Source organism: Streptomyces sp. NPDC055962, assembly GCF_042270185.1.
Classification (GTDB): domain Bacteria; phylum Actinomycetota; class Actinomycetes; order Streptomycetales; family Streptomycetaceae; genus Streptomyces.
Genome location: NZ_JBHJYN010000008.1, coordinates 132,351 through 155,550 on the forward strand (window position 1 = coordinate 132,351; position 23,200 = coordinate 155,550).

Consider the following 23,200-nt stretch of genomic DNA (forward strand, 5'->3'; position numbering starts at 1 on the left):
GTTGCGCCTCTACCTTCCTCCCATGACTTCACCCGACACCCTGCCGACCCCGGCAGCCGCCCGCACGGCGTCACCGGAGCCGGCCACACCGCAGGACCCCGCGGACCGGCGCCGCTGGTTCGCGCTCGCGATCGTCATGACCGCGGCCTTCATGGACCTGGTCGACGTCACGATCGTCAACATCGCCATCCCGAGCATCACGCGGGACACCGGGGCCTCGTTCACCTCGATCCAGTGGATCACCGCGGGATACGCGCTGGCCTTCGCGGCGGGCCTGATCACCGGCGGCCGGCTCGGGGACATCCACGGCCGCAAGCGCCTCTTCCTCATCGGCATCGGCGGCTTCACGATCGCCTCCGCCCTCTGCGGCTTCGCCGTGAACCCGGAGATGCTGGTCGCCTCGCGCATCCTCCAGGGCGGCATGGCCGCGCTGATGGTGCCGCAGGTGCTGTCGATCGTGCACGCCACCTTCCCGGCGCACGAGCGCGGCAAGGTCTTCGGGCTCTTCGGCGCGATCGTCGGCCTCGGCGCGGTGTCAGGGCCCCTGCTGGGCGCGCTGCTCACCGAGTGGAACCTCTTCGGTCTCGAGTGGCGGCCGATCTTCCTGATCAACCTGCCGGTCGGCATCGCGGGACTGGTGCTCGGACGGAAGTTCATCACCGAGTCCAAGGCGCCGAAGGCGCTGAGGCTGGACCTGACGGGCGTTGCCCTGGTGACCCTCGGCCTCCTCATGCTGCTCTACCCGCTGACCCGGGGACGCGAGCTGGGCTGGCCGCTGTGGGGCCATCTGTCGATGGCGGCCAGTCTCCTGGTGTTCGCGGTGCTCGTCGTGTTCGAGCGCAGGAAGGCCTCCCGCGACGGCTCACCGCTCATCGAGCTCTCGCTGTTCCGGGTGAAGAGCTTCGCGGCGGGCACGGTCGTGCAGCTGACCTTCGGTATCGCCCTGGGCATCTTCTTCCTGGTCTGGACGCTCTACCTCCAGATGGGGCTCGGCTGGAGCGCCCTCAAGGCCGGTACGACCGGGATCCCGTTCTCGGTCGCCGTCTCGTGCGCCGCCGGGATCTCCGTGCAGAAGCTGGTGCCCCGCTTCGGCCGCAAGGTGCTCCAGGCGGGCGCACTGCTGATGATCGCCGGGCTGCTCCTCTACATCGGGGAGGCCGGCCGCTACGGACAGGGCATCAGCCCCTGGCAGATGGCGCTTCCCCTGGTGGTCATGGGTGTGGGCATGGGGCTGATCGTGGCCCCGCTGACGGACACGGTGCTCTCCGGGGTGCCCAGGGAGCACTCCGGCTCGGCGTCCGGCCTGATCAACACCGTCCAGCAGATGGGTACGGCGCTGGGGCTCGGCCTCGTCTCGGTCGTCTTCTTCGGCGCCGTCGGTGACCGGCTGCCGCCGGAGGAGATGCGCGCGGCGTTCGTGGACGCGTTCCAGCAGTCGCTGTGGTGGGTGGCCGGGGTGCTCACGGTGATCTTCCTCGTGATGTTCGCCCTCCCCGCGAGGCACCGGGCGCTCCCGGAGGGCGGCGAAGACGCCACGGACCGGGCACACGCCGAGGACGCCACGGACCCGGCACGGGCCGAGGACGACGCGCCCCCGAAGGAGCCCGTGCCGGCGGGCTGAGCCGGTCCCCGCGGAACCGGCCTTCCGCGCGTCAGCAGATGTGGGTGCGGTTCTCCATGGCCATGCGGGCGGTCCGCTCCTCGTCGTAGACCTCGCACATGTGGCGGCCGTCGGGCGTGGCCGTGTGCTCGACCTCCCACAGGCTCGTCTCGGTGCCGTCCAGGAGGAGGAAGGCGTGCTCGTAGAGCGTGAAGCCTGCGTCCCGCCCGTCGACGCGGTACTGCCGGCCGAAGACCTGGGTGATGTGGTGGGCGAAGGCCGCCCGGAGCAGACGGGCCGTCCCGTCGCCCGGGCGGTCGCCGTTCTCCGCGCGGCGCAGGACGCGGCGGGCGTGGTCCGCGGAGTTGTCCGGGGCGTACATGCGGGGCAGAGGAGCCGGAGGCACGCTCATGAGCAGGGTGAGGGCCTCCAGGTCCTCCCGGAGGCTGTCGTCACCGAAGGCGGGGGTGTCCCAGAAGCTGCCGGCGAGGCGGGCGGCGGCGAGCTGCGCGTCGCCCTCGTCGTCGTACAGCTCGTGCCGGCGGGGTGCCGGGACCTCCCTGCCGCCGCCGTGCACCAGCTCCCACAGGGTGAGCGTGGTGCCGTCGGAGAGGAGATAGGTGTGCCGGTAGGTCTCACGGTGCAGCACGGCGCTGTGGTGGGACGAGTACAGGGCACTGCTGTGCGCCAGTGCCGTCCCGAGCCGGTCGACCGTGGAGTCGGAGAGATCGAAGGAGTTGAGGGCGCATCGCAGGAGTCGCTCGAGGTGCTGCTCGGTTGTCTCGTACGGATCGCTCAAGGTGCTGTCTCCAGGCCGTTGCCGCGTGTTACCCGATGCGTGCATAACGTAGTCCCTGGGTCTGACATCGTGACCGGGGTTCGCAAAAAACGTACCGCGCACGCAGAAAGTTCCCGGTCTGCGTCGCACTCTCACGCAAGAGGTTCCCGGCCCTCCGGGGATGCGCCGTAGAGCTCGCTGTACGAGGGGAAGGTGCCCCCGGGGCCGTCGACCCCGTGGGCGGCCCTGGCGGCCTTCACGACGGCGCGGCTCAGGGCGTCGGCCCCGGCCCCCAGGATCTCGTTGAGCGCGACGACGGAGTTCTCGGGCAGCGGGCGGCTGTCGGTGGAGAGGGCGAACACGGTGTCCCCGTCGGTGAGCAGGTGGACCGGCCGTACGGCGCGCGCCAGGCCGTCGTGCGCCGTCCCCGCGAGCTTCTGCGCCTGGGCGCGGGTGAGGGCGGCGTCGGTGGCGACGACGGCGATCGTGGTGTTGAAGGCGCTGCCTCCGCGCGCTCGGCCGGTCCCGGTGCCGCCCTCCCGCGCGGCGGCCCGTGCGGCCCGGAGCTCCGCCAGCCGACGGCTCGCGGCCTCGTGGACCGTGCGCGCGGGGTGTACGGGAGGCTCCCCCGCGCCGTACTCCCCGTACAGGACCCCGGTCCGCGGGTCGAGGACGGAGCCCGCCGCGTTGACGACCGCCAGCGCGGCGACCGTGGTCCCGGAGGGCAGTCGCACGCTCGCCGTGCCGACCCCGCCCTTCAGTCCGCCGGCCACCGCGCCCGTGCCGGCACCCACCGTGCCCTCGGTGACCGGTGCACCCGGCTCGGAGGCTGCGGCCGCCTCGACGGCGGCCCGGCCGGTCGACGCGTCGGGGCGTGCCCGCCAGTCACCGCCCCGCCCCAGGTCGAAGAGGCAGGCCCCCGGCACCACAGGCACCACCTGGGACGGGTCCGGGCCGACCCGGACGCCGCGGCCCTGCTCCTCCAGCCACGCCATGACGCCTGAGGCGGCGTCGAGTCCGTAGGCGCTGCCCCCGGTCAGCACGACGGCGTCGATCCGCTGGACCAGATTGCGCGGGTCGAGCGCGTCCGTCTCGCGGGTCCCCGGACCGCCCCCGCGCACATCGACGGCGGCCACCGCGCCGCCCTCGGGGGCGAGGACGACGGTGGTCCCGCTCAGTGCGCCCTCGCCCGGAACCCGGGCGTGCCCGACGCGGATCCCGGCCACGTCCGTCAGCGCGTCCAGCGGGCCAGGGGCGGGCAGGTCCTCGGTCATGTTCGAGCTCCTCGTGGGGTCCGGTGGTGCCGTACCGGTGAACGTACAGGCGGCGGCCGGGGGAGCGGGGGCGTCCGGCCACACCGGGTGCACACGGGCCACCTGGGCGACGCGGTCACACCACAGGTGCATATAACGGGACCAAACGCTCATAGCGGCCCTACGGTGGCCGGGTGACCGAGCCACCAGAACCGCCCGCCGCAGCCGAGCAGCCCGATTCCGGTGCCCGCACCGGCACCACCACCGGGGCGTCCGACGACGCGTCCGGTGGCACGTCCGGAGGGGCGGGCTCCCCGCCGTCCGGGCCGGGCCCCTCCGTCGCCGCGAGGATGGCCGGGACACTGCCGCGGTCGCTCTCCGGCCGCGCGACCCTGGCCGGCGCCGTCGTGTCCGGCCTCCTGGTCCTCGCCATCGTGTTCGGCAGCCGCCTGCTGCACGACTTCGACTCGGCCCTGCTCCCGTACGCCGTCGCCTCCGTGTTCCTGGCCTTCGGCGTGGCCTACCGCTACACGGTCTGGGTGTCGGCCCCCGGAGCCCGACGGCTCTTCAGGAAGGGCTGGAGCAGCCTGTTCTCGGCCGAGAACTTCCGTGCGGCCCCCACGGCGCTGCCGAAGATGATCGCGACCTATCTGGGCTTCCAGAAGTTCCTCGGGGCCCGCTCCCACGCGCGGTGGATCGCGCACCAGCTGATCTTCTGGGGCTGCATCCTCGCCGCCCTGATCACCTTCCCGCTGACCTGGGGCTGGTTCACCTTCACCTCCGGCAGCGGCTCGGGGCCCGGCTACGAGATGCGCATCTGGGGCATCAAGATCATCGGCTTCGACTCGCTGAACTTCATCGGCTGGCTGATGTTCCACGGCCTGGACATCGCCGCGGTGCTCGTCATCCCCGGCGCCGGGTACTTCCTCTGGCGCCGCATGAAGGACCGCGGGGCCATCACGGGGCAGCGGTTCGCCTACGACATGGTGCCGCTGCTCGCCCTGATCATCATCTCCGTGACGGGTCTGCTGCTGACCTTCTCGTCGATCTTCCTGCACGGCGGAGGCTACGAGTTCCTGGCGATCCTCCACATGGTGGCGGTGGTCTTCACCCTCATCTACATCCCGTTCGGGAAGTTCTTCCACATCGTGCAGCGACCGGCGGCGGTCGGCATGCAGCTCTTCAAGTACACCGGACGCCAGGACGACGAGGTCTTCGCCTGCCGCCGCTGCGGGGAACCCATCGACACCGGCCCGTACGTCGAGAACCTGCGCGGCACCATGCGTGACCTCGAACTCGGCTTCGACGCATGGGCCGAGTACTGCCCCCGTTGCAAGCGGGTGCTGCGCGGCAACGCCTATCTCACCCAGGTCAAGAAGGGCTTCAAGTGACCGCGGACCCACGCGCGGCCGACGGCCGTACCGTCCTCCCCCTCGACCCCGCCCTGGCCCCGCCGGGCACCCGCGGCTTCCGGGACGCGGGCGGCATCCCGGCCGACCGATGGCACGCCGACCAGAACGGCGAGACGCTCGTGCCCACGCACTGCTGCTTCTGCGGCGTCCAGTGCGGCATGTACCTCCGGGTGGACCGCGGGGGCAAGGTCTTCGGCGTGGAGCCCCGCAACCACGACATCAACCGCATGCGGCTCTGCCCCAAGGGGATCAACGCCTACCAGCAGGTCAACCACCCGGACCGGCTGACCGCCCCTCTCATGCGCCGCTCCCGCGACGAGGAACTGCGGGAGGTCTCCTGGGACGAGGCGCTCGACTTCACCGTTTCCGAGATCAAGCGCATCCAGCAGGAGCACGGGAGGGACGCCTTCGGCGTACTCGGCGGGGCGAGCCTCTTCTCCGAGAAGACCTACCTGGTCGGCAAGTTCGCCCGGGTGGCGCTGAAGACCAGGCACGTCGACTACAACGGCCGGCTCTGCATGGTCAGCGCCGCCGGGGCCAACAAGCTGGCCTTCAACATCGACCGGGCGGGCAACCCCTTCTCCGACATCCTTCTCACCGACTGCCTCCTGCTCGCGGGAGCCAACGTCGGAGAGTGCTTCCCCGTCCTGACCCAGTACGTCTGGGGCGCCCGGGACCGCGGAGCCACCCTGATCGTGGTCGACCCCCGGGAGACGGCGGTCGCGCGCACCGCCGACATCCACGTCGCGCTCAAGTCGGGGACGGACTCGGCCTTCTTCAACGCCGTGCTCAACGTCGTGATCGAGGAAGGGCTCACCGACCAGACCTACCTCGCGGACCATGTCACCGGCTGGGAGGAGGTGAAGGCCAACGTCGCCGCGTACCCGCCGTCCCGCGCCGCCGAGATCTGCGGGATCCCCGCGGAACAGGTGGTCCAGGTCGCCCGCGCCTTCGCCCGCGCGCCCAAGGCCATGGCCTTCCACGCCCGGGGCATCGAACACCACACGCAGGGCGTCGAGAACTGCCTCAGCGTGATCAACCTCTGCGCCGCCACCGGCCACATCGGCAAGCCCGGAGCGGGCTACGGCACCCTCACGGGCCAGGGGAACGGGCAGGGCGGCCGCGAGCACGGCCAGAAGGCCGACCTCCTCCCCGGTGGGCGCTCGATCCTCAACGAGGAGCACCGCCGGCAGATCTGCGAGATCTGGGGCATCGGGGAGTCCGAACTCCCGGCCGCCGGGACCTCGATGATGGAGATGATCTGGCAGATGCAGCGCCGCGAGATCCGCGGCCTGATCGGCATCTGCAACAACCCCTTCGTCTCCCTCCCGAACTACGCCGTGGTCAAGGAGGGGTACGACACCACCGAATTCCACGCCCAGTTCGACTTCTTCCTCTCCGAGACCGCCGCCAACGCGCACGTCGTCTTCCCCGTCACCATCTGGGCCGAGGACGAAGGGGTCATGGCCAACGCCGAGGCGCGCGTCGTCAAGCACAACAAGGCGCAGGAGCCGCCGGCCGGCGTGCGGACCGACACCTGGGTGATGTGCGAACTCGCCCGGCGCCTGGGCGCCGGGGACAAATTCGCCTTCAACGGCTCCCGTGAGGTCTTCGACGAACTGCGCAGGGCATCCGCGGGGACCATCATCGACTACTCCGGCATCACCTACGAGCGGCTGGAGGAGACCGGCGGGATCGCCTGGCCCTGCCCCTCCACCGACCATCCCGGCACCCCCCGGCTGTTCGAGGACGGCAGGACCTACCACGCCGACGGCAAGATCCACATGCAGGTCGTCGAGTGGCATCCGCCGGCGGACCCGTACGACGACGAGCACCCCATGACGCTGACCACCGGGCGCACCGTCGCCCACTTCCTCTCGGGCAACCAGACCCGGAGGCTCGGGGCCCTCGTCGAGCAGACCCCGCGGCCCTGGGCGGAGGTCCACCCCTCCCACGGCTTCCGCAACGGCGAACCCGTGCGCGTCGTCACCCGGCGCGGCAGCGAGGTCTTCCCCGCCCTCGTCACCGAGGCGATCCGGCCCGACACCGTCTTCATCCCCTATCACTGGCCCGTCCCGACAGCGGCCAACGCCCTCACCATCGACGCCCTCGACCCCCGCTCCAAGATCCCCGAGTACAAGGTCTGCGCCTGCCGCATCGAGCACGCCGGAGCGATCGACGAGGTCCCCGCGCCCCCCGTCGCCCCCGGCCACGTGGCCTATCCCGAGACCCAGGTCTCCCGTACCGACCCGCTGCCACCCACGGCCCCGCAGGGCCGCGGCACCTCGGAAAGGAGCTGATGCCCGGATGATGGGCAGAACGATGTTCATCGACCCGGGGCGCTGCATCGGCTGTCAGGCCTGTGTCTCCGCCTGCCGGGAATGCGACTCCCACCGCGGCAAGTCGATGATCCACCTCGACTACACCGACGAGGGCACCTCCGTCGCCTCCCTTCCCACGGTCTGCATGCACTGCGAGGACCCGGTGGCCCCCTGCGCCGAGGTCTGCCCGGCCGACGCGATCCTCGTCACCGCCGACGGCGTCGTGCAGCAGGCCGACACCACCCGCTGCATCGGCTGCGCCAACTGCGTCAACGCCTGCCCCTTCGGTGTTCCGAAGATCGACCTCCAGGCGAAGCTGCAGATGAAGTGCAACCTCTGCTACGACCGCACCGCCTACGGGCTCGCTCCGATGTGCGCCACCGTCTGCCCCACGGGCGCGCTCTACTACGGCACCGTCGAGGAGCTCCAGGCGGAGCGCCCCGGTGTGCAGGTCGCCGACACCTTCGTCTTCGGCGAGAGCGAGGTCCGTACGGGGGTGGCCATGGTGGTGCCCGCGGAGCGGGTCCGGTGGCCGGTGCCCGGCGGACTTCCCGTCGTCGAGATCAACGGGAAGGACGTCCGGCGATGAGCGTCACCGAACAGCAGCAGCCGGGCCCCGACCACGGATCCGGCGGCGACCCGCGTGAGGCGCTGCACGACCGGATCGCCGCCGACTCGCTGACCACCAGGCGCGACTACCTCCGGATCGTCGCCACGGTGTCCGGCGGTCTCGCGGTGGGCGGTCTGGCCGTGGCGGGCGGCATCCTCCACCGGCACGGCGAGACGGAGGACGGGAAGGCACCGGCCCCCAAGCAGATCGCCGCGCAGCTGCTGCCCGGGGAGTCCCTCGCCTTCCGCTACCCGGGCGACGAGGACCGCGCGGTTGCGGTGCGGATGGACGACGGCACCCTCGTCGGCTACTCCGCCGTCTGCACCCATCTGGCCTGCGCCGTGCTCTGGCGCAAGGACCGGGGCACCGAGGGCGAGCTGTACTGCCCGTGCCACGAGGGAGTCTTCGACGCCCGCACCGGTGAGGTCACCGCCGGCCCGCCGCCCCGCGGGCTGCCCAAGGTGGCACTGACCGAGCTGGAGGACGGCAGCATCTGGGCCGTCGGGACGACCCGCTCGGGGGAGAGCATCGCGGAAGGGCTGTGCCGCCAGCTCGGCCAGGACCGCCCGGATCTCGCCGAACGGATCGGATGCCCAGGCACCGGAGGCGGCGCGGAGTCCCCGTCCGGGCAGGCCCCGCCCGCACAGGCCCCGCCCGCACAGGCCCCGCCCGCCACGGCCCCGTCCGGTGCCGCGAGCACAGGGGCCCGGACATGACCGAGCCCCTGGACCCGGTCGAGCCGCCGCGGCCCCCCGCCTCCGCCGGATCGGCCTATCCCGAATACACCCCCGGCAGCGCGCGCGCCGAGCTGAACCGCCCCGTCCACGAGCGCTATCCCCAGATCCGGCCGACCAGTGGCTACGCCGACCCGCGGGTGCGCCACACCGGTCCGGGGCCCGGCGCCGGATCGGAGCAGGAACCCGAGCGTTCCGCGAAGCTGACGGCCCGCCTGGTGCTGGCGCTGAGCGTCGTCGTCGGGCAGCTGTGGGCCCTGACGGAGGTCGTCAACGTCTGGATGGAAGGCGACACCGGCACGGCCTGGTGGGGTGCGGGCTTTCTGTGCCTGTCGTTCCTCGTCGTGCTGGGGCTGTGGCTGCTCGATCCGAAGGATCGCTGAGCCCGGCCGTACCCTGGACGTATGAGTACCGCCCCCGCCCCCGGACCGCGAGAGTCGGAGCCGCAGCAGCAGACGCGGCCGGAGCAGCCTCGGCCGGAGTCCAGGCCCAGGCCGCCGGCCCTGGTCTTCGACGATCCGCTGGACCGGCAGTCCTCGGACGACACGGACCAGGGATGGGGCGAGCGGGCTCCGGGCAGCGGTGCGGCCGACTTGGCGCGCTTCCTCGACGAGAAGCCGCCCCACCACATCTGAGTCCCGCCGGCGGGGCGGGGAGCCCTGGATCAGCCGTCCCCCGGCTGCGCCGGGCCCTGCCGGGTGACGAGTGCGTCGCGGATCTCCTTCAGCACTTCCAGCTCGGTCACCTCCAGGGTCTCCCGCACGCCCTCCTTCGCCGCCTGTGCGGCCGCGCGCCGGGCGAGGTACCTCGCCATCGGCAGCACCATCAGGAAGTAGACGACGGCGCCGGTGATCAGGAAGCTCAGGGCGGCGCTGAGCACCGAGCCCCACAGGATCTCGATGCCCTCCGCCCTGCCGGTGTCCGGGTCCGCACCGCAGGGACCGCGGAGACAGGACCGGTACTTCTCGAGGTCCTGGGTGCCGAAGGCGCCCACCACCGGATTGATGAGTCCCTTCACGACCGCGTTCACCACGTTCGTGAAGGCGGCGCCGATGACGACGGCCACCGCGAGGTCGATCACATTGCCGCGCGTCAGGAATGCTTTGAACCCCTCCAGCAGGCCGGCCTTCTTCTCGCTCACAGGTGAGCCCTTCTCCGCGCGTGCCGTCGGGGGAGCGAACCGCCCCGCCACATGAGGCGGCGGAAGGGCGCACTGTCCAATCGGGTACGCCCCACGAGTGAGCTGACGCGATACCAGTTCTATTCGGCATGGGAGACCGCCACCGCGAGCCGCCCCGAGGCGCCGGCGCCGGCCAGGGCCGCCGCCGTGTCCCGCCGTACCGAGAGGACCACCAGGGCGCCGCTTCCCGGGCCCGCCCCGCCGTCCGCCGCCGGGAACGACGGCTCCCCGGCGACCGCCCCGCGCGGCACCTGCGCCACCCGCACGTCGCGCGCCACCACCCTCGCGTCGGTGTCCCCGTCGACCGAGGCGATCACATCGACGCGGTCACCGGGCCGCAGCAGCCCGACCGTCTCCGCGTCGGCGATCCGCACCGGGGCGGCGACCAGCTCCACGGGCCGTCGTGCGGGGCCCGGTGGCGCGTCTCCGGGAGCGGCCCCGGCGCCCTTCTCACCGCCGAGCCCGGAAACGGCGAGCACGGCGGAGGTCAGGGCGAAGCCCGCGGCCAGCGCCCGGCGCCGCCCGCGCAGCGCCCGCCGGATCCGCCGCCCTCCACCGCCCCGCACCCGCAGGGGCCCGAAGGCGGGGACCCCGCACGGTGCGGGAAGGACGGGACGTGTTTCGGGCGCAGAAGGGAACATGGCCGACACCACCTGGCGTGGGGGAGGTCCGCGAGGGACATCCGGGCATGGGACGGAGGGAGCCCCGCAGGGTGCGACCCCCGCCGGACCCCCCTCACGATCCACCGTCCGCGCCGATCCCGCTCCGGCCTGTGGACGGTCCACATGATGTGGACAACCCGGTCACCCGGAAGAGGTGGGAGCCGCTCAGCAGCGGTCCTACGGCAGTTCGAAGCCCGGGTCGAGGCCGTCCAGCGCGTGGGAGCAGACGCAGTCGCGGTCCTTGCTCGCGGGCAGCGCCGCCACCGCGTCGAAGAGCACCGACCGAAGCCGGTCCACGTTGGCCGCGAACACCTCCAGGACCTCCGCGTGGCTGACGCCCTCGCCGGCCTCGGCCCCCGCGTCCAGGTCCGTCACCAGGGTCAACGTCGTGTAGCAGAGCTCCAGTTCACGGGCGAGGACCGCTTCCGGGTGCCCCGTCATCCCGACGACCGACCAGCCCATCGCCGCGTGCCAGCGCGACTCCGCGCGCGTCGAGAAGCGCGGCCCCTCGACGACCACCAGGGTTCCGCCGTCGACCGGTTCCCAGTCGCGTCCGCGTGCCGCTGCCAGGGCCGCCTTGCGGCCCTCGGGGCAGTACGGGTCGGCGAAGCCGAGGTGCACCACCGCGGGCCGGGTCCCGTCGGCCCGCGGTTCGCCGTCGTAGTACGTCTGCGTCCGCGTCTTGGTCCGGTCCACCATCTGGTCCGGCACGAGCAGGGTGCCGGGGCCGTACTCGGGGCGCAGGCCGCCGACGGCGCACGGGCCGAGGACCTGGCGTACGCCCAGGGAGCGCAGGGCCCAGAGGTTGGCGCGGTAGTTGATCCGGTGCGGCGGGAGATGGTGGCCACGGCCGTGGCGCGGGAGGAAGGCCACCCGGCGGCCGGCGAGTTCACCGAGGAAGACGGAGTCGCTCGGTGCTCCGTACGGGGTGTCCACCTGGATCTCGGTCACGTCCTCCAGGAAGGAGTAGAAGCCCGATCCGCCGATGACACCGATTTCCGCTGTACCCGTTTCTGCGTTCACCATGCGGTCACACTAACCGGGCGCGCACGACCGGGACCCCGCCGAGTCGATCAGCGGGGTCCGGGTGGGACGTACGGGTGCGGGAGCGGCCTCAGGCGGCCGACGTACCGCTCGACGACGAGGAAGAAGCCGACGAGGAGGCCGAGGACGAGGCCGACGCTGCCGGCTTCGACTCGGTCTTCGCCGAGGACGAGGCGGAGGACGAACCGGCGGACGAGTCCGACGCCTTGGCGGTCGACGTGGCCGGCGTGCTGCTCGACGAGGAGCCGCGGCTGTCGTTCCGGTAGAAACCGGATCCCTTGAAGACGATGCCGACGGCCGAGAACACCTTCTTCAGGCGTCCCTCGCAGTTCGGGCACACGGTCAGGGCATCATCGGTGAACTTCTGCACCGCTTCGAGGCCCTCGCCGCACTCGGTGCACTGGTACTGGTAAGTCGGCACTTGCTCCTCCTGGCACTCTCACTCAGTGAGTGCTAACGACGTTCCATACTGACGTATTCCGAGCGATCAGTCCACCGTGACCGGCTCGCGGTGACCGATCCCACGTGCCACGGTCCGTCCTGCGGGGCGCGGTGTCAGCCGGGAACGCAGGGCCAGCAGGGTCGCCAGCGCCAGCACCGTACCGGCCAGCGGGACCAGGAAACCGGTGCTCGCGCCATGGGCGTCCGCGAGCTGTCCGGACACCGTGACGGCCGCCGCCTGGCCGAGTGCCACGGCGCCCGTCAGCCAGGTGAAGGCCTCGGTCCTGGCGGACGCGGGGACCAGCGCGTCGACCAGCGTGTAGCCGCTGATCAGGGCGGGGGCGATGCACAGACCGACCAGCAGCCCCAGACCCGCCAGCAGCGGGACGGAGTGCACGGCCCAGAGCCCGGACGCGGTCAGCGTCAGGCCCGCGTAGCCGATGATCAGCCGGCGGCGCGGGCCGCTCTTCCAGGCGATGGCCCCGCAGGCGATGCCGGCCAGCATGTTGCCGGCCGCGAAGATCCCGTACAGCAGCCCGTTGACGCCCGGGCGGCCCATCTCCTCGGCGAACGCCGTGAGGGAGACCTGCATGCCGCCGAAGACGGAGCCGATGCCCAGGAAGGTGATCGCCAGCACCCGCACACCGGGCACGGAGAGCGCCGAGCGGTGCGGCTCGGCCGCCGTGGCGGCGCCCCGGGGAGCCGGCTGGGTGGAGCGCTGCGCGGCGAACAGGACGCCGCCCAGCAGGGTCAGAGCCGCCTCGGCGATCAGTCCGGCCGCCGGGTGCACGCCGGTGCACAGCGCCGTCGCGAGCACCGGGCCGACGACGAAGGTGAACTCGTCGGTCACGGACTCGAAAGCCGCGGCCGTCGTCATCAGCGGGGAGGCGGGGCGCCCCGGGGCCGCGCCGAGCCGGGCCGCCCACCGGGCGCGCACCATCGGGCCGATCTGCGGGACGGAGGCGCCGGTGGGCACCGCCGCCAGGAAGAGCACCCACAGGGGCGCGTCCGCCAGGGCGAGCGCCGTGAGGGCGCCGACGGAGGCGGAGTGCACGAGGACGCCGGGCAGCAGCACGGCCCGCTGGCCGAACCGGTCGGCGAGCCTGCCGCTCTGGGGCGCGAACAGGGCCATGGAGACACCGGAGGCGGCCGCCACGGCGCCCGCGCTGCCGTAGGAGCCGGTGGTGTGCTGGACCAGGAGCACGATGCCGATGGTCAGCATCGCGAAGGGCTGCCGGGCGGCGAAGCCCGGGAGGAGGAAGGTCCACGCACCCGGGGTGCGCAGCAACTGCCCGTAACCGGGGCGGTCGGAGACCGTGGACGCCACGGTCCATGCCTTTCTGCCGCCTGGTGGCCGTGCTCCCCGGACCTTCGCACCGGGGTGCGGGGCGTGCGGGAGCTGCCGAGAGCTGTCCTCTTCGCGCGGGACTGCGGTAGATGCCGGGCGCTCGCTCCAGAGGCGAAAGGACGCCACGACCGCCATACGGTCGCGCCAGCTCTGCATCAGACAGAGTTGGTCGATCAGGTTCACATCGAGTGGATCAAGAGATCCGGTCCTTCATCTTACAGGTCCGAACGCCGGTGAACCTGCGATTGTGCGCGGACACACGTCCGCGCTCCCGGCCGGTGGCGGGCCCCGGCCGGCACCGGCCGGGGCCCCGCCGCCTGGGTCAGTGGTGGGCCCGGCTGCCGGTCGTCCTGTCCCCCGGACGGTCCTCGCCGCCCTTGCCCAGCCTCTTGGCGAGCCGCGCGAGGTGCGGGGTGTCGGCCGCGCCGTCGTTCCGGCGGGCGGCCCCGCCCGTCCCGAGCCAGCCGGCCAGCTTGCCGCCCTCGCCGACCGCCCGCAGCCGTGCCTCCGTCGCGTCGCGGACCGGATCGGTCGCGACGACCAGCAGCTCGTCCCCGCGCCGCAGCACGGTCGACGGCGCCGGGACGAAGCTCTTGCCGTCCCGTACGACGAGGGTGACGGCGGCCCCGGCGGGCAGCCGCAGCTCGCCGACCTCCACACCGTGCATCTTGGAGCTTCCGGGGACGTCCACGGAGAGCAGGTGGCCGCGGAGCCGCTCCAGCGGCGCCGACTCGATCCCGAGGTCGGCCGTCTCGGACGGGTCGTCGCTGATCTTGAGGGCCTTGGCGACCCACGGCAGGGTCGGGCCCTGGATCAGCGTGTAGACGATGACGAGCACGAAGACGATGTTGAAGACCCGGGTGCTGCCCTCGATCCCGGACACCATCGGGATGGTCGCCAGGATGATGGGCACGGCGCCGCGGAGCCCGGCCCAGGACATCAGGGCCTTCTCCCGGTGCGGCAGCCGGAACGGCGCGAGGCTGATGAAGACCGACAACGGCCGTGCGACGGCGGTCAGTACCAGGCCCACGACCACGGCCGGCCAGAAGTCGGCGATCAGGTCGTGCGGGGTGACCAGCAGGCCGAGCAGGACGAACATGCCGATCTGCGCCAGCCAGCCGAGCCCGTCGGCGAAGCCCCGGGTGGCCGGCCAGTGCGGGAGCTTGGAGTTGCCGAGGACCATCGCGGCCAGATAGACGGCCAGGAAGCCGCTCCCGTGGACCATGGCACCCGCGGCGTACGCGGACACGGCGATGGCCATCACGGCGATCGGGTAGAGCCCGGACGCGGGCAGCGCCACGTGGCGCAGCCCGAAGGACCCGAGCCAGCCCACCGCGAGGCCGATGGCCGCGCCGATGGCCAGCTCCAGGGCTATCTCGCCCACCAGCACGTACCAGTGCTCCACGGGGCCGACAGCGGAGAACGCCACGACCAGGATGACCACGGGGGCGTCGTTGAAGCCGGATTCGGCCTCCAGGACGCCGGTGATCCGGGAGGGGAGGGGCACCTTGCGCAGGACGGAGAAGACGGCCGCGGCGTCGGTGGACGACACGACGGCGCCGATGATCAGGGCCTGCCGCCAGTCGAGTCCGACGAGGTAGTGCGCCGCGCTCGCGGTGACGCCCACGCTGATGCCCACACCGACGGTCGACAGGACGGCCGCAGCCGGCAGCGCCGGTTTCACTTCTTTCCACTTCGTGCCCAGACCGCCCTCGGCCAGGATGACGACCAGGGCGGCGTAGCCGATCACCTGGGTCAGCTCGGCGTTGTCGAACTTGACGTCGAAGATGCCGTCCTGACCCATGGCGATCCCGATGCCGAGGTACAGGAGCAGGCTGGGGAGCCCGCTGCGGGACGAGATGCGTACGGCCGCGACGGCGACCAGCAGGACGACTGAGCAGACGAGCAGAAGTTCGTTGAGCGCGTGGACAGTCAGGGTCCGTTCCTTCCCTGCGTACGCCTTCCGGATCGGCCTCCGGTGGCCAGTACTTCGTTACCTTACCTAATCTTTAACGTTTTCTTGACGCCTTCGAGTGTTCGTACGAACCGGGGCGCAAATGGCTGCATCTCCATACCGCGTCCGAGTGGCTTCGGCGGGGCGCCTATGGTTGCTCCTGCACTCCCAGGACCACCCTGCCCCTCGAAGGACAGCGATGCCCGCCAACACAACCGCCCCTTCCGGGTCTTCCGATGCGAAGAAGACCGGCAGGAAGAAGGGGCGACGCGCCCGCCTGTTCGTGATCGTCCTGGTGCTGGCGCTTGTCGCGGGTGTCGGGTACGGCGCGTACTGGTCCGTCTCCACGGTCCGGGCCTCGTACCCGCAGACCACCGGTTCGGCCGAGCTCAAGGGTCTGTCCGGCGACGTCGACGTCAGACGTGACAGTTACGGGGTCCCGCAGATCTACGCGGACACCGACAGCGACCTCTTCCGTGCCCAGGGCTTCGTCCAGGCCCAGGACCGCTTCTGGGAGATGGACGTACGGCGTCACATGACGTCGGGACGCCTCTCCGAGATGTTCGGCTCCGGCCAGGTCGAGACCGACGCCTTCCTGCGCACGCTGGGCTGGCGCAAGGTGGCCCAGGAGGAGTACGACACCAAGCTGGACGAGGACACCAAGAAGAACCTCCAGGCGTACACGGAGGGGGTGAACGCGTATCTGGACGGCAAGGACGGCAAGGACATCTCCGTCGAGTACGCGGCGCTCGGGCTGACCAACGACTACAAGCCCACCAAGTGGGATCCGGTCGACTCGGTCGCCTGGCTCAAGGCGATGGCCTGGGACCTGCGCGGCAACATGCAGGACGAGATCGACCGCTCGCTGATGACCAGCCGGCTCAGCGCGAAGCAGATCGAGGACCTCTACCCGGACTACCCGTACGAGAAGAACAAGCCGATCGTCGACGGGGGCGCGGTCTCCCCGGTCACCGGCACGTTCGACCCGGAGGCCGAACCGGCGGACAGCATCGGGACGCAGACGCCCGAGGGTGCCACCGAGGGCCTGAACACCCAGCTCTCCGCGCTCTCCGACACCCTCGACGAGATCCCGGCGCTGCTCGGGCCCAACGGCAACGGCATCGGGTCCAACTCCTGGGTCGTCTCCGGCGCCCATACGACGACCGGCAAGCCGCTGCTGGCCAACGACCCGCACCTGGCGCCCCAGCTGCCCTCGCTCTGGTACCAGATGGGGCTGCACTGCCGTCAGGTCTCGGCGTCCTGCCAGTACGACACGGCGGGTTACACGTTCTCCGGGATGCCCGGTGTGGTCATCGGCCACAACCAGGACATCGCCTGGGGCTTCACCAACCTCGGTGCCGACGTCACCGACCTCTTCCTGGAGAAGGTCTCCGGCGACGGCTACCAGTACGACGGGAAGACCGAGCCCTTCATCAGCCGCGAGGAGACCATCAAGGTCGCAGGCGGCAGGGACCGGAAGATCACCGTCCGGGAGACCAACAACGGCCCGCTGGTCTCCGACCGCAGCGGCGAGCTGGAGAAGGTCGGCAAGAAGGCTCCCGTCACCAACTCCGCGCCCGACCGCGGCGACGGCTACGCGGTCTCCCTGAAGTGGACGGCGCTCCAGCCCGGCAAGTCCATGGACGCGGTCTTCGAGCTCAACAAGGCGAAGGACTTCACCACCTTCCGCAAGGCCGCGGCGCACTTCGAGGTGCCCTCGCAGAACCTCATCTACGCGGACACCAAGGGCAACATCGGCTACCAGGCGCCCGGCACGATCCCGGTCCGCCTCAAGGGCGACGGCACGATGCCGAGCCCCGGCTGGGACCCGAAGTACGGCTGGGAGAAGGACCCCATCCCCTTCGACGAGCTGCCGTACGAGTACAACCCCGACCGTGGCTACATCGTCACCGCCAACCAGGCGGTCATCGGCGAGGGCTACGACCACATGCTGACCAAGGACTGGGGCTACGGCACGCGCAGTCAGCGGATCAACGACCTGATCCACGACAAGATCAAGGGTGGCGAGAAGATCTCCACCGACGACATGCAGACGATGCAGATGGACAACCAGAGCGCGATCGCCGCGAAGCTGGTGCCGAAGCTCAAGAACATCGCCATCTCCGACAAGAGTGTCCGCGAGGCCCAGAAGCTGCTCGAGGGCTGGGACTACACCCAGGAGTCCGACTCGGCCGCCGCCGCGTACTTCAACGGTGTGTGGCGCAACATCCTCATGCTGGCCTTCGGCAACAAGCTCCCCAAGGAGATGCGGGCCAAGGGCGACTGCATCTACGTGGAGCGGGCCGCCGGCACCGGGCCGGTGGACGAGCAGAACAAGCTCGTACGCGAATGCGGCCAGCGCGCCCCGGACGCGGCGCAGCCGGACGGCGGGGACCGCTGGTACGAGGTGGTCGAGAGCATCCTGGACGACCAGGACAACGACTGGTGGAAGGTCCCGGCCAAGGGGCGCGAAGCGGCCATCGACAGCCGTGACGAGCTCTTCGCCCGCGCCATGGAGGACGCGCGCTGGGAGCTCACCGCCGAGCTCGGCAAGGACATCACCACCTGGAGCTGGGGCCGGCTGCACCAGCTGACCCTGCGCAACCAGACGCTCGGCAAGGAAGGCCCCGACCTCCTCCAGCGGGCCCTGAACCGCGGTCCCTGGGACCTCGGTGGAGGTGAGGCGGCGGTCGACGCCACCGGCTGGAACGCGGCCGGCGGTTACGAGGTCATCTGGGTGCCGTCGATGCGGATGGTCGTCAACGTGGGCGACTGGGACAAGTCCCGCTGGATCAACCTCACCGGCGCCTCCGGGCACGCGTTCAGCGCCCACTACACCGATCAGACCGACAAGTGGGTCGACGGCGAACTGCTCGACTGGTCCTTCGGGGAGGACGCGGTGAAGAAGTCAACGACGGACACCCTCACCCTCAAGAAACCCCAGTAGTTCCGGCCGGCGGCATCCGACGGTTCCAGCGGGCGGCGACGGGCTGCCCACCCCCTGCGTGGTGGTGGACAGCCCGTCGCCGCCCGTCGTCATGCCGTGTCCCTCATCCCGCGCCCGGGTAGTGCACCAGCCGCCCCTGGGTGACGAGGGAGGCCGCCTGCTTGAGATGGCGCACGCGGATGCTGACGGTGTAGGCGTCGACGCCCGCGATCGCGGCGAGGCTCGTCGTCACGTAGCGGTAGAAGTCCTGCGCGTCGGTGCAGATGACGACGGCCATGAGGTTGTGCTCGCCCGCCAGGGCGCCTGCGAAGGCGACCTCCGGGTGGTGGGCCAGGGCGGAGCCGACCTGATGGAGGTGGGCGGGTGCCGTGCGCAGCCACAGGGTGGCCTGGAGGTTCCAGCCCAGGCGCTGGGACAGCAGGTCGACGTCGTAGTAGAGGGTCCCGGCCTCCTCCAGGTTCTCCAGGCGGCGCCCGACGCGGTTGGTGGACCAGCCGGTGAGCTGTGCCAGCCGGGCGTGGCTCGCACGGCCGTCCTCCGCGAGCGCGGCCAGCAACGGCAGATCCTCCTCCCTCGGCGGGACCGGCGCGACCTCCGGCCGGCGTTCGGACCGCGGGTCGTGCGCGGTCAGCAGCGCGACCGCCTCCGTGCTCAACGGGGGCCCGAAGCCCGTCCAGTGGGCCCAGGGTGCGGAGAACGAGTGCATCATCAGGGCCATGTCGACGCCGAGCACTCCGGAGGAACGCTGGAGACGCCGGGGCAGCAGGTCGGGGCCGCGCTCCTCGGCGATCGGCGCGTTGAGGGTGCAGATGATCTCCGCACCGCCGGAGGCGAGGTGCGAGTAGGACACGTCGGGACGGCGGGTCAGTGCCTCCGCGATCGCGTCGACCCGGTCCGGACGGCATGTGACACGGGCGACCCAGGTGGCCTGACCGTGGACCGCCGGGTTCACCAGGCCCATCACGCGCACCACGCCTCGGCGCCGCAGCGCCTGGAAGCGCCGTGCCACCGTCTGCTCGGAGACTCCCGCGACCTCGCTGATCAAGCGGAACGGGGCCCGGGGCGCGATCTGGAGAGAGTGGAGGATTCGGGTGTCCACGGCGTCGACCATGGAGTGAATATCTCTTGATCGACCCTCTGATGCCAGTTTCGTACGCCGGAGCCGAGACGGGAGGGTGGTTCCGCGCCGCCTGCCGGACACTGGTCCAGGAATCAGGTGCGGCCGGACCGCCGCGCGCGGGCCGTCGTCGGTCACGGATCCGGGCGATCAAGGCCGGGTCGGCCGTGACCGGGCGAGGGGGACCGGGCCGACCGGTGCCGGACCGCGCGGGGGAGCGCCCTCGTCGTGGCCGCCCGCCGTGCCGAGCGAGGCCAGGCACCCAGGACGCGGGACCACCCGGCGTGGTGGTCCGTCCTGGTGGCCGCACCGATTCCGACCGGACGGACCACCGCGCACCCTCACGAAGGGCGCGCGGTGAGGCCGTCGGGACAGCTGTGTCCGCACGCCCGTGCGGATCAGGCTGCCCGGCGGTCCGGCCCGACGCGAAGTAGTCGCCGGGCGGCCGTCCACACAGCCCCGTGCTCAGAAGGAGCTTCCACGTGTCCCACAGCAGTCCGGCCGCCGTGCCCGGCCAGACCACCGTGTCCGGTCGCCAGGCGTCCCCGCCGGCGGTCTCCCACCGGCGCGCCACCATCCTGATGGCCTGCCTGGGGGTCTTCGTCGCCTACCTGCCGGTGACGACGGTGTCGGTGAGCCTCCCGGCGATCCAGCAGGCGCTGGGCGCATCGACCTCCGAACTCTCCTGGGTCTCGTCCGCGTTCGTCCTGCCCATGGCCGCGTTCATCCTGACGGCGGGGGTGTTCGGCGATGTCCACGGCCGGAAGAGGGTCTTCCTCGCCGGCCTCCTGCTGACGGCCGCCGGGGCGGCCACCGCGCTGAGCGCCGGCACCGTGCAGGTCGTGTGGATCGGCCAGGCGCTGTCGGGCCTCGGTGCGGCGGCCCTGCTGCCGACGACCCTCGCCCTCATCAGTCACGCCGTGCCCGACTTCAGGGAGCGGGGCAAGTACATCGGCATATGGGCGATGTGCCTGCTCGGCGCGCTCGCCGTCGGCGGGCTCCTGGCCGGGACCGTCGTGTCCCGCACCGAGTGGCGCTGGATCTTCGTGGCGCCGATCCCCGTCGCGCTGATCGCCTTCGCCGTCGCCGTACGGATGCTCGCCGACTCGCGCGCACCGCACGGGCGCCGTCTCGACTGGCCCGGCCAGATCACCGCCGCTCTCGCGATCACCGGGCTCGTCTACGGCGTCATCGAGGGCGGAGCGGGTTCCTTCGGCGACCCCCAGGTCCTGGCGGCGCTCGCCGTGGCCCTGGTCGGCGGTGTGCTGTTCGTGGTCGTCGAACGCCGCTCCGCGAGCCCCATGCTCGACCTGTCGCTGTTCCGCAGCCCGGGCTTCGCCGCGACCACCCTCGTGGCGATGGTGATGTTCATGGCCATGATCGGGTTCTTCTTCGTCCTGAGCCTGTACTTCGGGATGGTGCAGCACCTCGACACCCTCGACGCGGCCTGGCGGATGCTGCTGGTGACCGGGGCGGCCCTCGTCGTCAGCGGTCCGGCCGGCCGGTTCATGCACCGTCTGTCCACGCGAGCCATGATCACCGTCGGCCTGCTGATGGTGACGGCCTCGCTGCTGTTCCTGCTGGGCGCCGCGGCCGACACGTCCTTCGGGTCGCTGTCGTGGCGGCTGATCCTGCTCGGCCTCGGCATGGGCCTGGTCACCACGCCCATGACGGCGACGGCCGTCGGATCCGTCCCGTACCAGCTCGCGGGGATGGCTGCCGCGGGGAACAACGCCTTCCGGCAGGTCGGCGGCGCCCTCGGGCCGGCCGTCCTCGGGGCCCTGCTCTCCAGCCGCGCCGCCGACGCGCTGCCCGGCCACCTCGCCGACGCCGGGGTCTCGGGTGCGACGAGCGCCCGCGTCGCGGAGGCCGTGGGGGCCAACGGTCTCGGCGGCGCCGCCGGGGTGCCGCTGGGCGCGGAGGCGGGCCGGGTGTGGGCCGCCGTCGGAGATTCCTTCCTCGACGGCATGCGCCTGTGCCTGATCGTCGCCGCGGCGCTGAGCTTCCTGGCCGCCGTACTCGCCTTCGTCCTCCTGCGGGCCCCGCGCACGGCAGCGGCATCCGCCGGACCGGCCGTACCGCAGGGCGGCGCGAGCCCTTCCGCCGTCCACGAGGGGACCGCCGCCGGTGTCGCGGTCGCCGCGGGTCCGGAGCGCTCGGGCGCCGGCGTCTAGGAACCGGCCGGGGCCGCGTTCCCCGCCCCGCTTCCGCGCGGGAAGCGACGCGCTCCGGCCGGTGTGACCACGGCATCCACGGGGTGGTCGTGCGGTTCCTCCGGAACCCGTGCGACCACCTCGCCGTCGTACAGCAGGACGACCAGGGCGGGGCGGGCGCCGCCCGCCGCCAGCCGGGCGAGCACCCGGTCGTAGCTGCCCCCGCCGCGCCCCAGCCGCATCCCGCGCCCGTCCACGGCCAGTCCCGGCAGCAGGACCGCGTCCGCGTCCAGGACGGCCTGCGGGCCCAGGCGCGCGCCGTCCGGTTCCAGCAGGCCCCGGCCGGCCGGCGCGAGGTGCTCCGCTCCCTCGAACGCGGCCCAGTCCAGGTCGTTGTCGGCCATGAGCACCGGCAGCAGCACGCGTACGCCCCGTGCGCGCAGGGTGTCCAGGAGGGCGTGGGTTCCCGGTTCGCGGCCCACGGACACGTAGGCCGCCACGGTCCGCGCACCGGCCAGTTCGGGAAGATCTCCGGCCGCCGAGGCGAGAACCGCGGCGGCCGTTCTCACGTCCTCAGAGGTGAGGAGCCGCCGTGCGGCGAGCAGTTCACGCCGTAGCAGCTGCTTTCGGGACATGTCATCGTTCAATGGGTGCTCGCATAGTTCTTTTATGTGGATGTATGAGAACGAAGTTAACCGGACGCTCATCTTCCGCCCATTAGCACCGGTTAGAGTGCAGCGCATGACTCAGTCGCACCCGAGGATCAGCAAAGCTGTCATCCCAGCTGCAGGTCTCGGCACCCGGTTCCTCCCGGCGACCAAGGCCACTCCCAAGGAGATGCTGCCTGTCGTCGACAAGCCCGCCATCCAGTATGTGGTCGAGGAAGCGGTCGCCGCGGGCCTCTCGGACGTGCTGATGATCACCGGTCGCAACAAGCGTCCCCTGGAGGACCACTTCGACCGGAACTACGAGCTGGAGTCCGCGCTGACCCGCAAGGGAGACGCCGAACGGCTCTCCAAGGTCCAGGAGTCCAGCGACCTGGCGACCATGCACTACGTACGCCAGGGCGACCCGCGCGGGCTCGGCCACGCCGTCCTGTGCGCAGCCCCGCACGTCGGTGACCAGCCGTTCGCCGTGCTCCTCGGTGACGACCTGATCGATCCGCGTGACCCGCTGCTCGCGCGGATGGTCGAGATCCAGGAGCGCGAGGGCGGCAGCGTCGTCGCCCTGATGGAGGTGGATCCCGCACAGATCCACATGTACGGCTGCGCGGCCACCGAGGCGACCACCGACGGCGACGTCGTCCGGGTCACGGGGCTCGTGGAGAAGCCCGAAGCGTCCGAGGCGCCCAGCAATCTCGCCGTCATCGGACGCTATGTCCTGGACCCCGCGGTCTTCGGCATACTGAGCAGGACCGAGCCCGGCCGCGGCGGCGAGATCCAGCTCACCGACGCTCTCCAACTGCTCGCCGAGGACGAGAAGATCGGCGGCCCGGTGCACGGCGTGGTCTTCAAGGGCCGCCGCTACGACACCGGTGACCGCGGTGACTATCTGCGTGCCATTGTCAGACTCGCGTGCGAACGTGAAGACCTGGGGCCGGACTTCCGGACCTGGCTCCGCAGTTACGTCACCGAGGAGTTGTAACA

20 protein-coding genes are annotated in these 23,200 nt (G+C 71.5%); 10 read left to right on the forward strand and 10 right to left on the reverse strand.

All coding sequences use genetic code 11. The features are described 5' to 3' along the window. Positions 1-22 precede the first annotated feature (22 nt). Entirely contained in the window at positions 23-1,621 is a 1,599-nt protein-coding gene (locus ACFC51_RS23045) for an MFS transporter (protein ID WP_376530558.1), read from the forward strand. A 31-nt stretch (positions 1,622-1,652) separates the two neighbouring features. Here the strand turns inward: ACFC51_RS23045 and ACFC51_RS23050 are convergent, their stop codons facing one another. Both ACFC51_RS23050 and ACFC51_RS23055 read right to left on the reverse strand, forming a co-directional pair. Continuing rightward, the gene (locus ACFC51_RS23050) at positions 1,653-2,399 is read right to left on the reverse strand and encodes a DUF6227 family protein (RefSeq protein WP_376377664.1); all 747 of its coding nucleotides are present in this window, start codon (positions 2,397-2,399) and stop codon (positions 1,653-1,655) included. Positions 2,400-2,530: 131 nt separating this feature from the next. Further along, positions 2,531-3,652: a P1 family peptidase gene (locus tag ACFC51_RS23055; protein WP_376530561.1), complete on the reverse strand. Its 1,122-nt coding sequence runs from the start codon at positions 3,650-3,652 to the stop codon at positions 2,531-2,533. A gap of 329 nt (positions 3,653-3,981) precedes the next feature. On the opposite strand from ACFC51_RS23055, the gene ACFC51_RS23060 reads away from it, so the two are divergent. From ACFC51_RS23060 to ACFC51_RS23085, 6 genes are read left to right on the forward strand one after another with little or no spacing between them, the layout of a single operon-like run. After that, entirely contained in the window at positions 3,982-5,022 is a 1,041-nt protein-coding gene (locus tag ACFC51_RS23060; protein WP_376377687.1) for an MFS transporter, read from the forward strand. After that, positions 5,019-7,343: a molybdopterin oxidoreductase family protein gene (locus ACFC51_RS23065; protein ID WP_376530564.1), complete on the forward strand. Its 2,325-nt coding sequence runs from the start codon at positions 5,019-5,021 to the stop codon at positions 7,341-7,343. The genes ACFC51_RS23060 and ACFC51_RS23065 overlap by 4 nt, the downstream gene beginning before the upstream one ends. 7 nt (positions 7,344-7,350) lie before the next feature. Continuing rightward, positions 7,351-7,953: a 4Fe-4S dicluster domain-containing protein gene (locus tag ACFC51_RS23070; protein WP_376377658.1), complete on the forward strand. Its 603-nt coding sequence runs from the start codon at positions 7,351-7,353 to the stop codon at positions 7,951-7,953. After that, positions 7,950-8,690, forward strand: coding sequence for a ubiquinol-cytochrome c reductase iron-sulfur subunit (locus ACFC51_RS23075; RefSeq protein ID WP_376377657.1), 741 nt, complete (start codon positions 7,950-7,952; stop codon positions 8,688-8,690). The genes ACFC51_RS23070 and ACFC51_RS23075 overlap by 4 nt, the downstream gene beginning before the upstream one ends. Beyond that, the gene (locus ACFC51_RS23080) at positions 8,687-9,091 is read left to right on the forward strand and encodes a hypothetical protein (RefSeq protein ID WP_376377655.1); all 405 of its coding nucleotides are present in this window, start codon (positions 8,687-8,689) and stop codon (positions 9,089-9,091) included. Before ACFC51_RS23075 ends, ACFC51_RS23080 begins: the two co-directional genes overlap by 4 nt. Positions 9,092-9,112: 21 nt before the next feature. Further along, a complete protein-coding gene (locus tag ACFC51_RS23085; RefSeq protein WP_376377653.1) occupies positions 9,113-9,343 on the forward strand; it encodes a hypothetical protein in 231 nt (76 codons plus the stop codon). A gap of 29 nt (positions 9,344-9,372) precedes the next feature. On the opposite strand, the gene ACFC51_RS23090 is transcribed toward ACFC51_RS23085, so the two are convergent. The 6 genes from ACFC51_RS23090 to ACFC51_RS23115 form a co-directional block, all read right to left on the reverse strand. Continuing rightward, a complete protein-coding gene (locus tag ACFC51_RS23090) occupies positions 9,373-9,849 on the reverse strand; it encodes an MscL family protein (RefSeq protein ID WP_376377651.1) in 477 nt (158 codons plus the stop codon). A gap of 119 nt (positions 9,850-9,968) precedes the next feature. Next, positions 9,969-10,529, reverse strand: a complete 561-nt coding sequence (locus tag ACFC51_RS23095) for an RcpC/CpaB family pilus assembly protein (protein WP_376377649.1) — start codon at positions 10,527-10,529, stop codon at positions 9,969-9,971. 198 nt (positions 10,530-10,727) lie between these two features. Next, positions 10,728-11,576 (reverse strand): S-methyl-5'-thioadenosine phosphorylase, encoded by an 849-nt coding sequence (locus ACFC51_RS23100; protein WP_376377647.1) that lies wholly within the window; start codon positions 11,574-11,576, stop codon positions 10,728-10,730. Between the two features lie 88 nt (positions 11,577-11,664). Continuing rightward, positions 11,665-12,015 (reverse strand): FmdB family zinc ribbon protein, encoded by a 351-nt coding sequence (locus tag ACFC51_RS23105; protein ID WP_376377645.1) that lies wholly within the window; start codon positions 12,013-12,015, stop codon positions 11,665-11,667. A 66-nt stretch (positions 12,016-12,081) separates the two neighbouring features. Next, positions 12,082-13,362: an MFS transporter gene (locus ACFC51_RS23110; RefSeq protein WP_376377643.1), complete on the reverse strand. Its 1,281-nt coding sequence runs from the start codon at positions 13,360-13,362 to the stop codon at positions 12,082-12,084. A gap of 343 nt (positions 13,363-13,705) precedes the next feature. Further along, the gene (locus ACFC51_RS23115; protein ID WP_376377685.1) at positions 13,706-15,292 is read right to left on the reverse strand and encodes a potassium/proton antiporter; all 1,587 of its coding nucleotides are present in this window, start codon (positions 15,290-15,292) and stop codon (positions 13,706-13,708) included. Between the two features lie 244 nt (positions 15,293-15,536). Between ACFC51_RS23115 and ACFC51_RS23120 the strand changes: the two genes are divergently transcribed. Beyond that, positions 15,537-18,284 (forward strand): penicillin acylase family protein, encoded by a 2,748-nt coding sequence (locus tag ACFC51_RS23120; RefSeq protein ID WP_376530567.1) that lies wholly within the window; start codon positions 15,537-15,539, stop codon positions 18,282-18,284. Positions 18,285-18,387: 103 nt separating this feature from the next. Here ACFC51_RS23120 and ACFC51_RS23125 read toward each other — a convergent pair whose 3' ends face one another. Next, positions 18,388-19,383 (reverse strand): Lrp/AsnC family transcriptional regulator, encoded by a 996-nt coding sequence (locus tag ACFC51_RS23125; RefSeq protein ID WP_376414695.1) that lies wholly within the window; start codon positions 19,381-19,383, stop codon positions 18,388-18,390. Between the two features lie 599 nt (positions 19,384-19,982). On the opposite strand from ACFC51_RS23125, the gene ACFC51_RS23130 reads away from it, so the two are divergent. Continuing rightward, entirely contained in the window at positions 19,983-21,575 is a 1,593-nt protein-coding gene (locus ACFC51_RS23130) for an MFS transporter (RefSeq protein ID WP_376530697.1), read from the forward strand. Here ACFC51_RS23130 and ACFC51_RS23135 read toward each other — a convergent pair. Beyond that, positions 21,572-22,189 (reverse strand): 5-formyltetrahydrofolate cyclo-ligase, encoded by a 618-nt coding sequence (locus ACFC51_RS23135; RefSeq protein WP_376377637.1) that lies wholly within the window; start codon positions 22,187-22,189, stop codon positions 21,572-21,574. The genes ACFC51_RS23130 and ACFC51_RS23135 overlap by 4 nt on opposite strands. A 106-nt stretch (positions 22,190-22,295) precedes the next feature. On the opposite strand from ACFC51_RS23135, the gene galU reads away from it, so the two are divergent. Continuing rightward, positions 22,296-23,198 (forward strand): UTP--glucose-1-phosphate uridylyltransferase GalU, encoded by a 903-nt coding sequence (galU, locus tag ACFC51_RS23140; protein ID WP_376377635.1) that lies wholly within the window; start codon positions 22,296-22,298, stop codon positions 23,196-23,198. Positions 23,199-23,200: the final 2 nt, after the last annotated feature.

Bases quoted from the DNA above. Each gene is read 5' to 3' on its own strand.
- ACFC51_RS23045 (WP_376530558.1), top strand. From the start codon at position 23: ATGACTTCACCCGACACCCTGCCGACCCCGGCAGCCGCCCGCACGGCG.
- ACFC51_RS23055 (WP_376530561.1), bottom strand. From the start codon at position 3,652: ATGACCGAGGACCTGCCCGCCCCTGGCCCGCTGGACGCGCTGACGGAC.
- ACFC51_RS23060 (WP_376377687.1), top strand. From the start codon at position 3,982: ATGGCCGGGACACTGCCGCGGTCGCTCTCCGGCCGCGCGACCCTGGCC.
- ACFC51_RS23070 (WP_376377658.1), top strand. From the start codon at position 7,351: ATGATGGGCAGAACGATGTTCATCGACCCGGGGCGCTGCATCGGCTGT.
- ACFC51_RS23075 (WP_376377657.1), top strand. From the start codon at position 7,950: ATGAGCGTCACCGAACAGCAGCAGCCGGGCCCCGACCACGGATCCGGC.
- ACFC51_RS23080 (WP_376377655.1), top strand. From the start codon at position 8,687: ATGACCGAGCCCCTGGACCCGGTCGAGCCGCCGCGGCCCCCCGCCTCC.
- ACFC51_RS23085 (WP_376377653.1), top strand. From the start codon at position 9,113: ATGAGTACCGCCCCCGCCCCCGGACCGCGAGAGTCGGAGCCGCAGCAG.
- ACFC51_RS23095 (WP_376377649.1), bottom strand. From the start codon at position 10,529: ATGTTCCCTTCTGCGCCCGAAACACGTCCCGTCCTTCCCGCACCGTGC.
- ACFC51_RS23100 (WP_376377647.1), bottom strand. From the start codon at position 11,576: ATGGTGAACGCAGAAACGGGTACAGCGGAAATCGGTGTCATCGGCGGA.
- ACFC51_RS23120 (WP_376530567.1), top strand. From the start codon at position 15,537: ATGCCCGCCAACACAACCGCCCCTTCCGGGTCTTCCGATGCGAAGAAG.
- ACFC51_RS23130 (WP_376530697.1), top strand. From the start codon at position 19,983: ATGGCCTGCCTGGGGGTCTTCGTCGCCTACCTGCCGGTGACGACGGTG.
- ACFC51_RS23135 (WP_376377637.1), bottom strand. From the start codon at position 22,189: ATGTCCCGAAAGCAGCTGCTACGGCGTGAACTGCTCGCCGCACGGCGG.
- galU (WP_376377635.1), top strand. From the start codon at position 22,296: ATGACTCAGTCGCACCCGAGGATCAGCAAAGCTGTCATCCCAGCTGCA.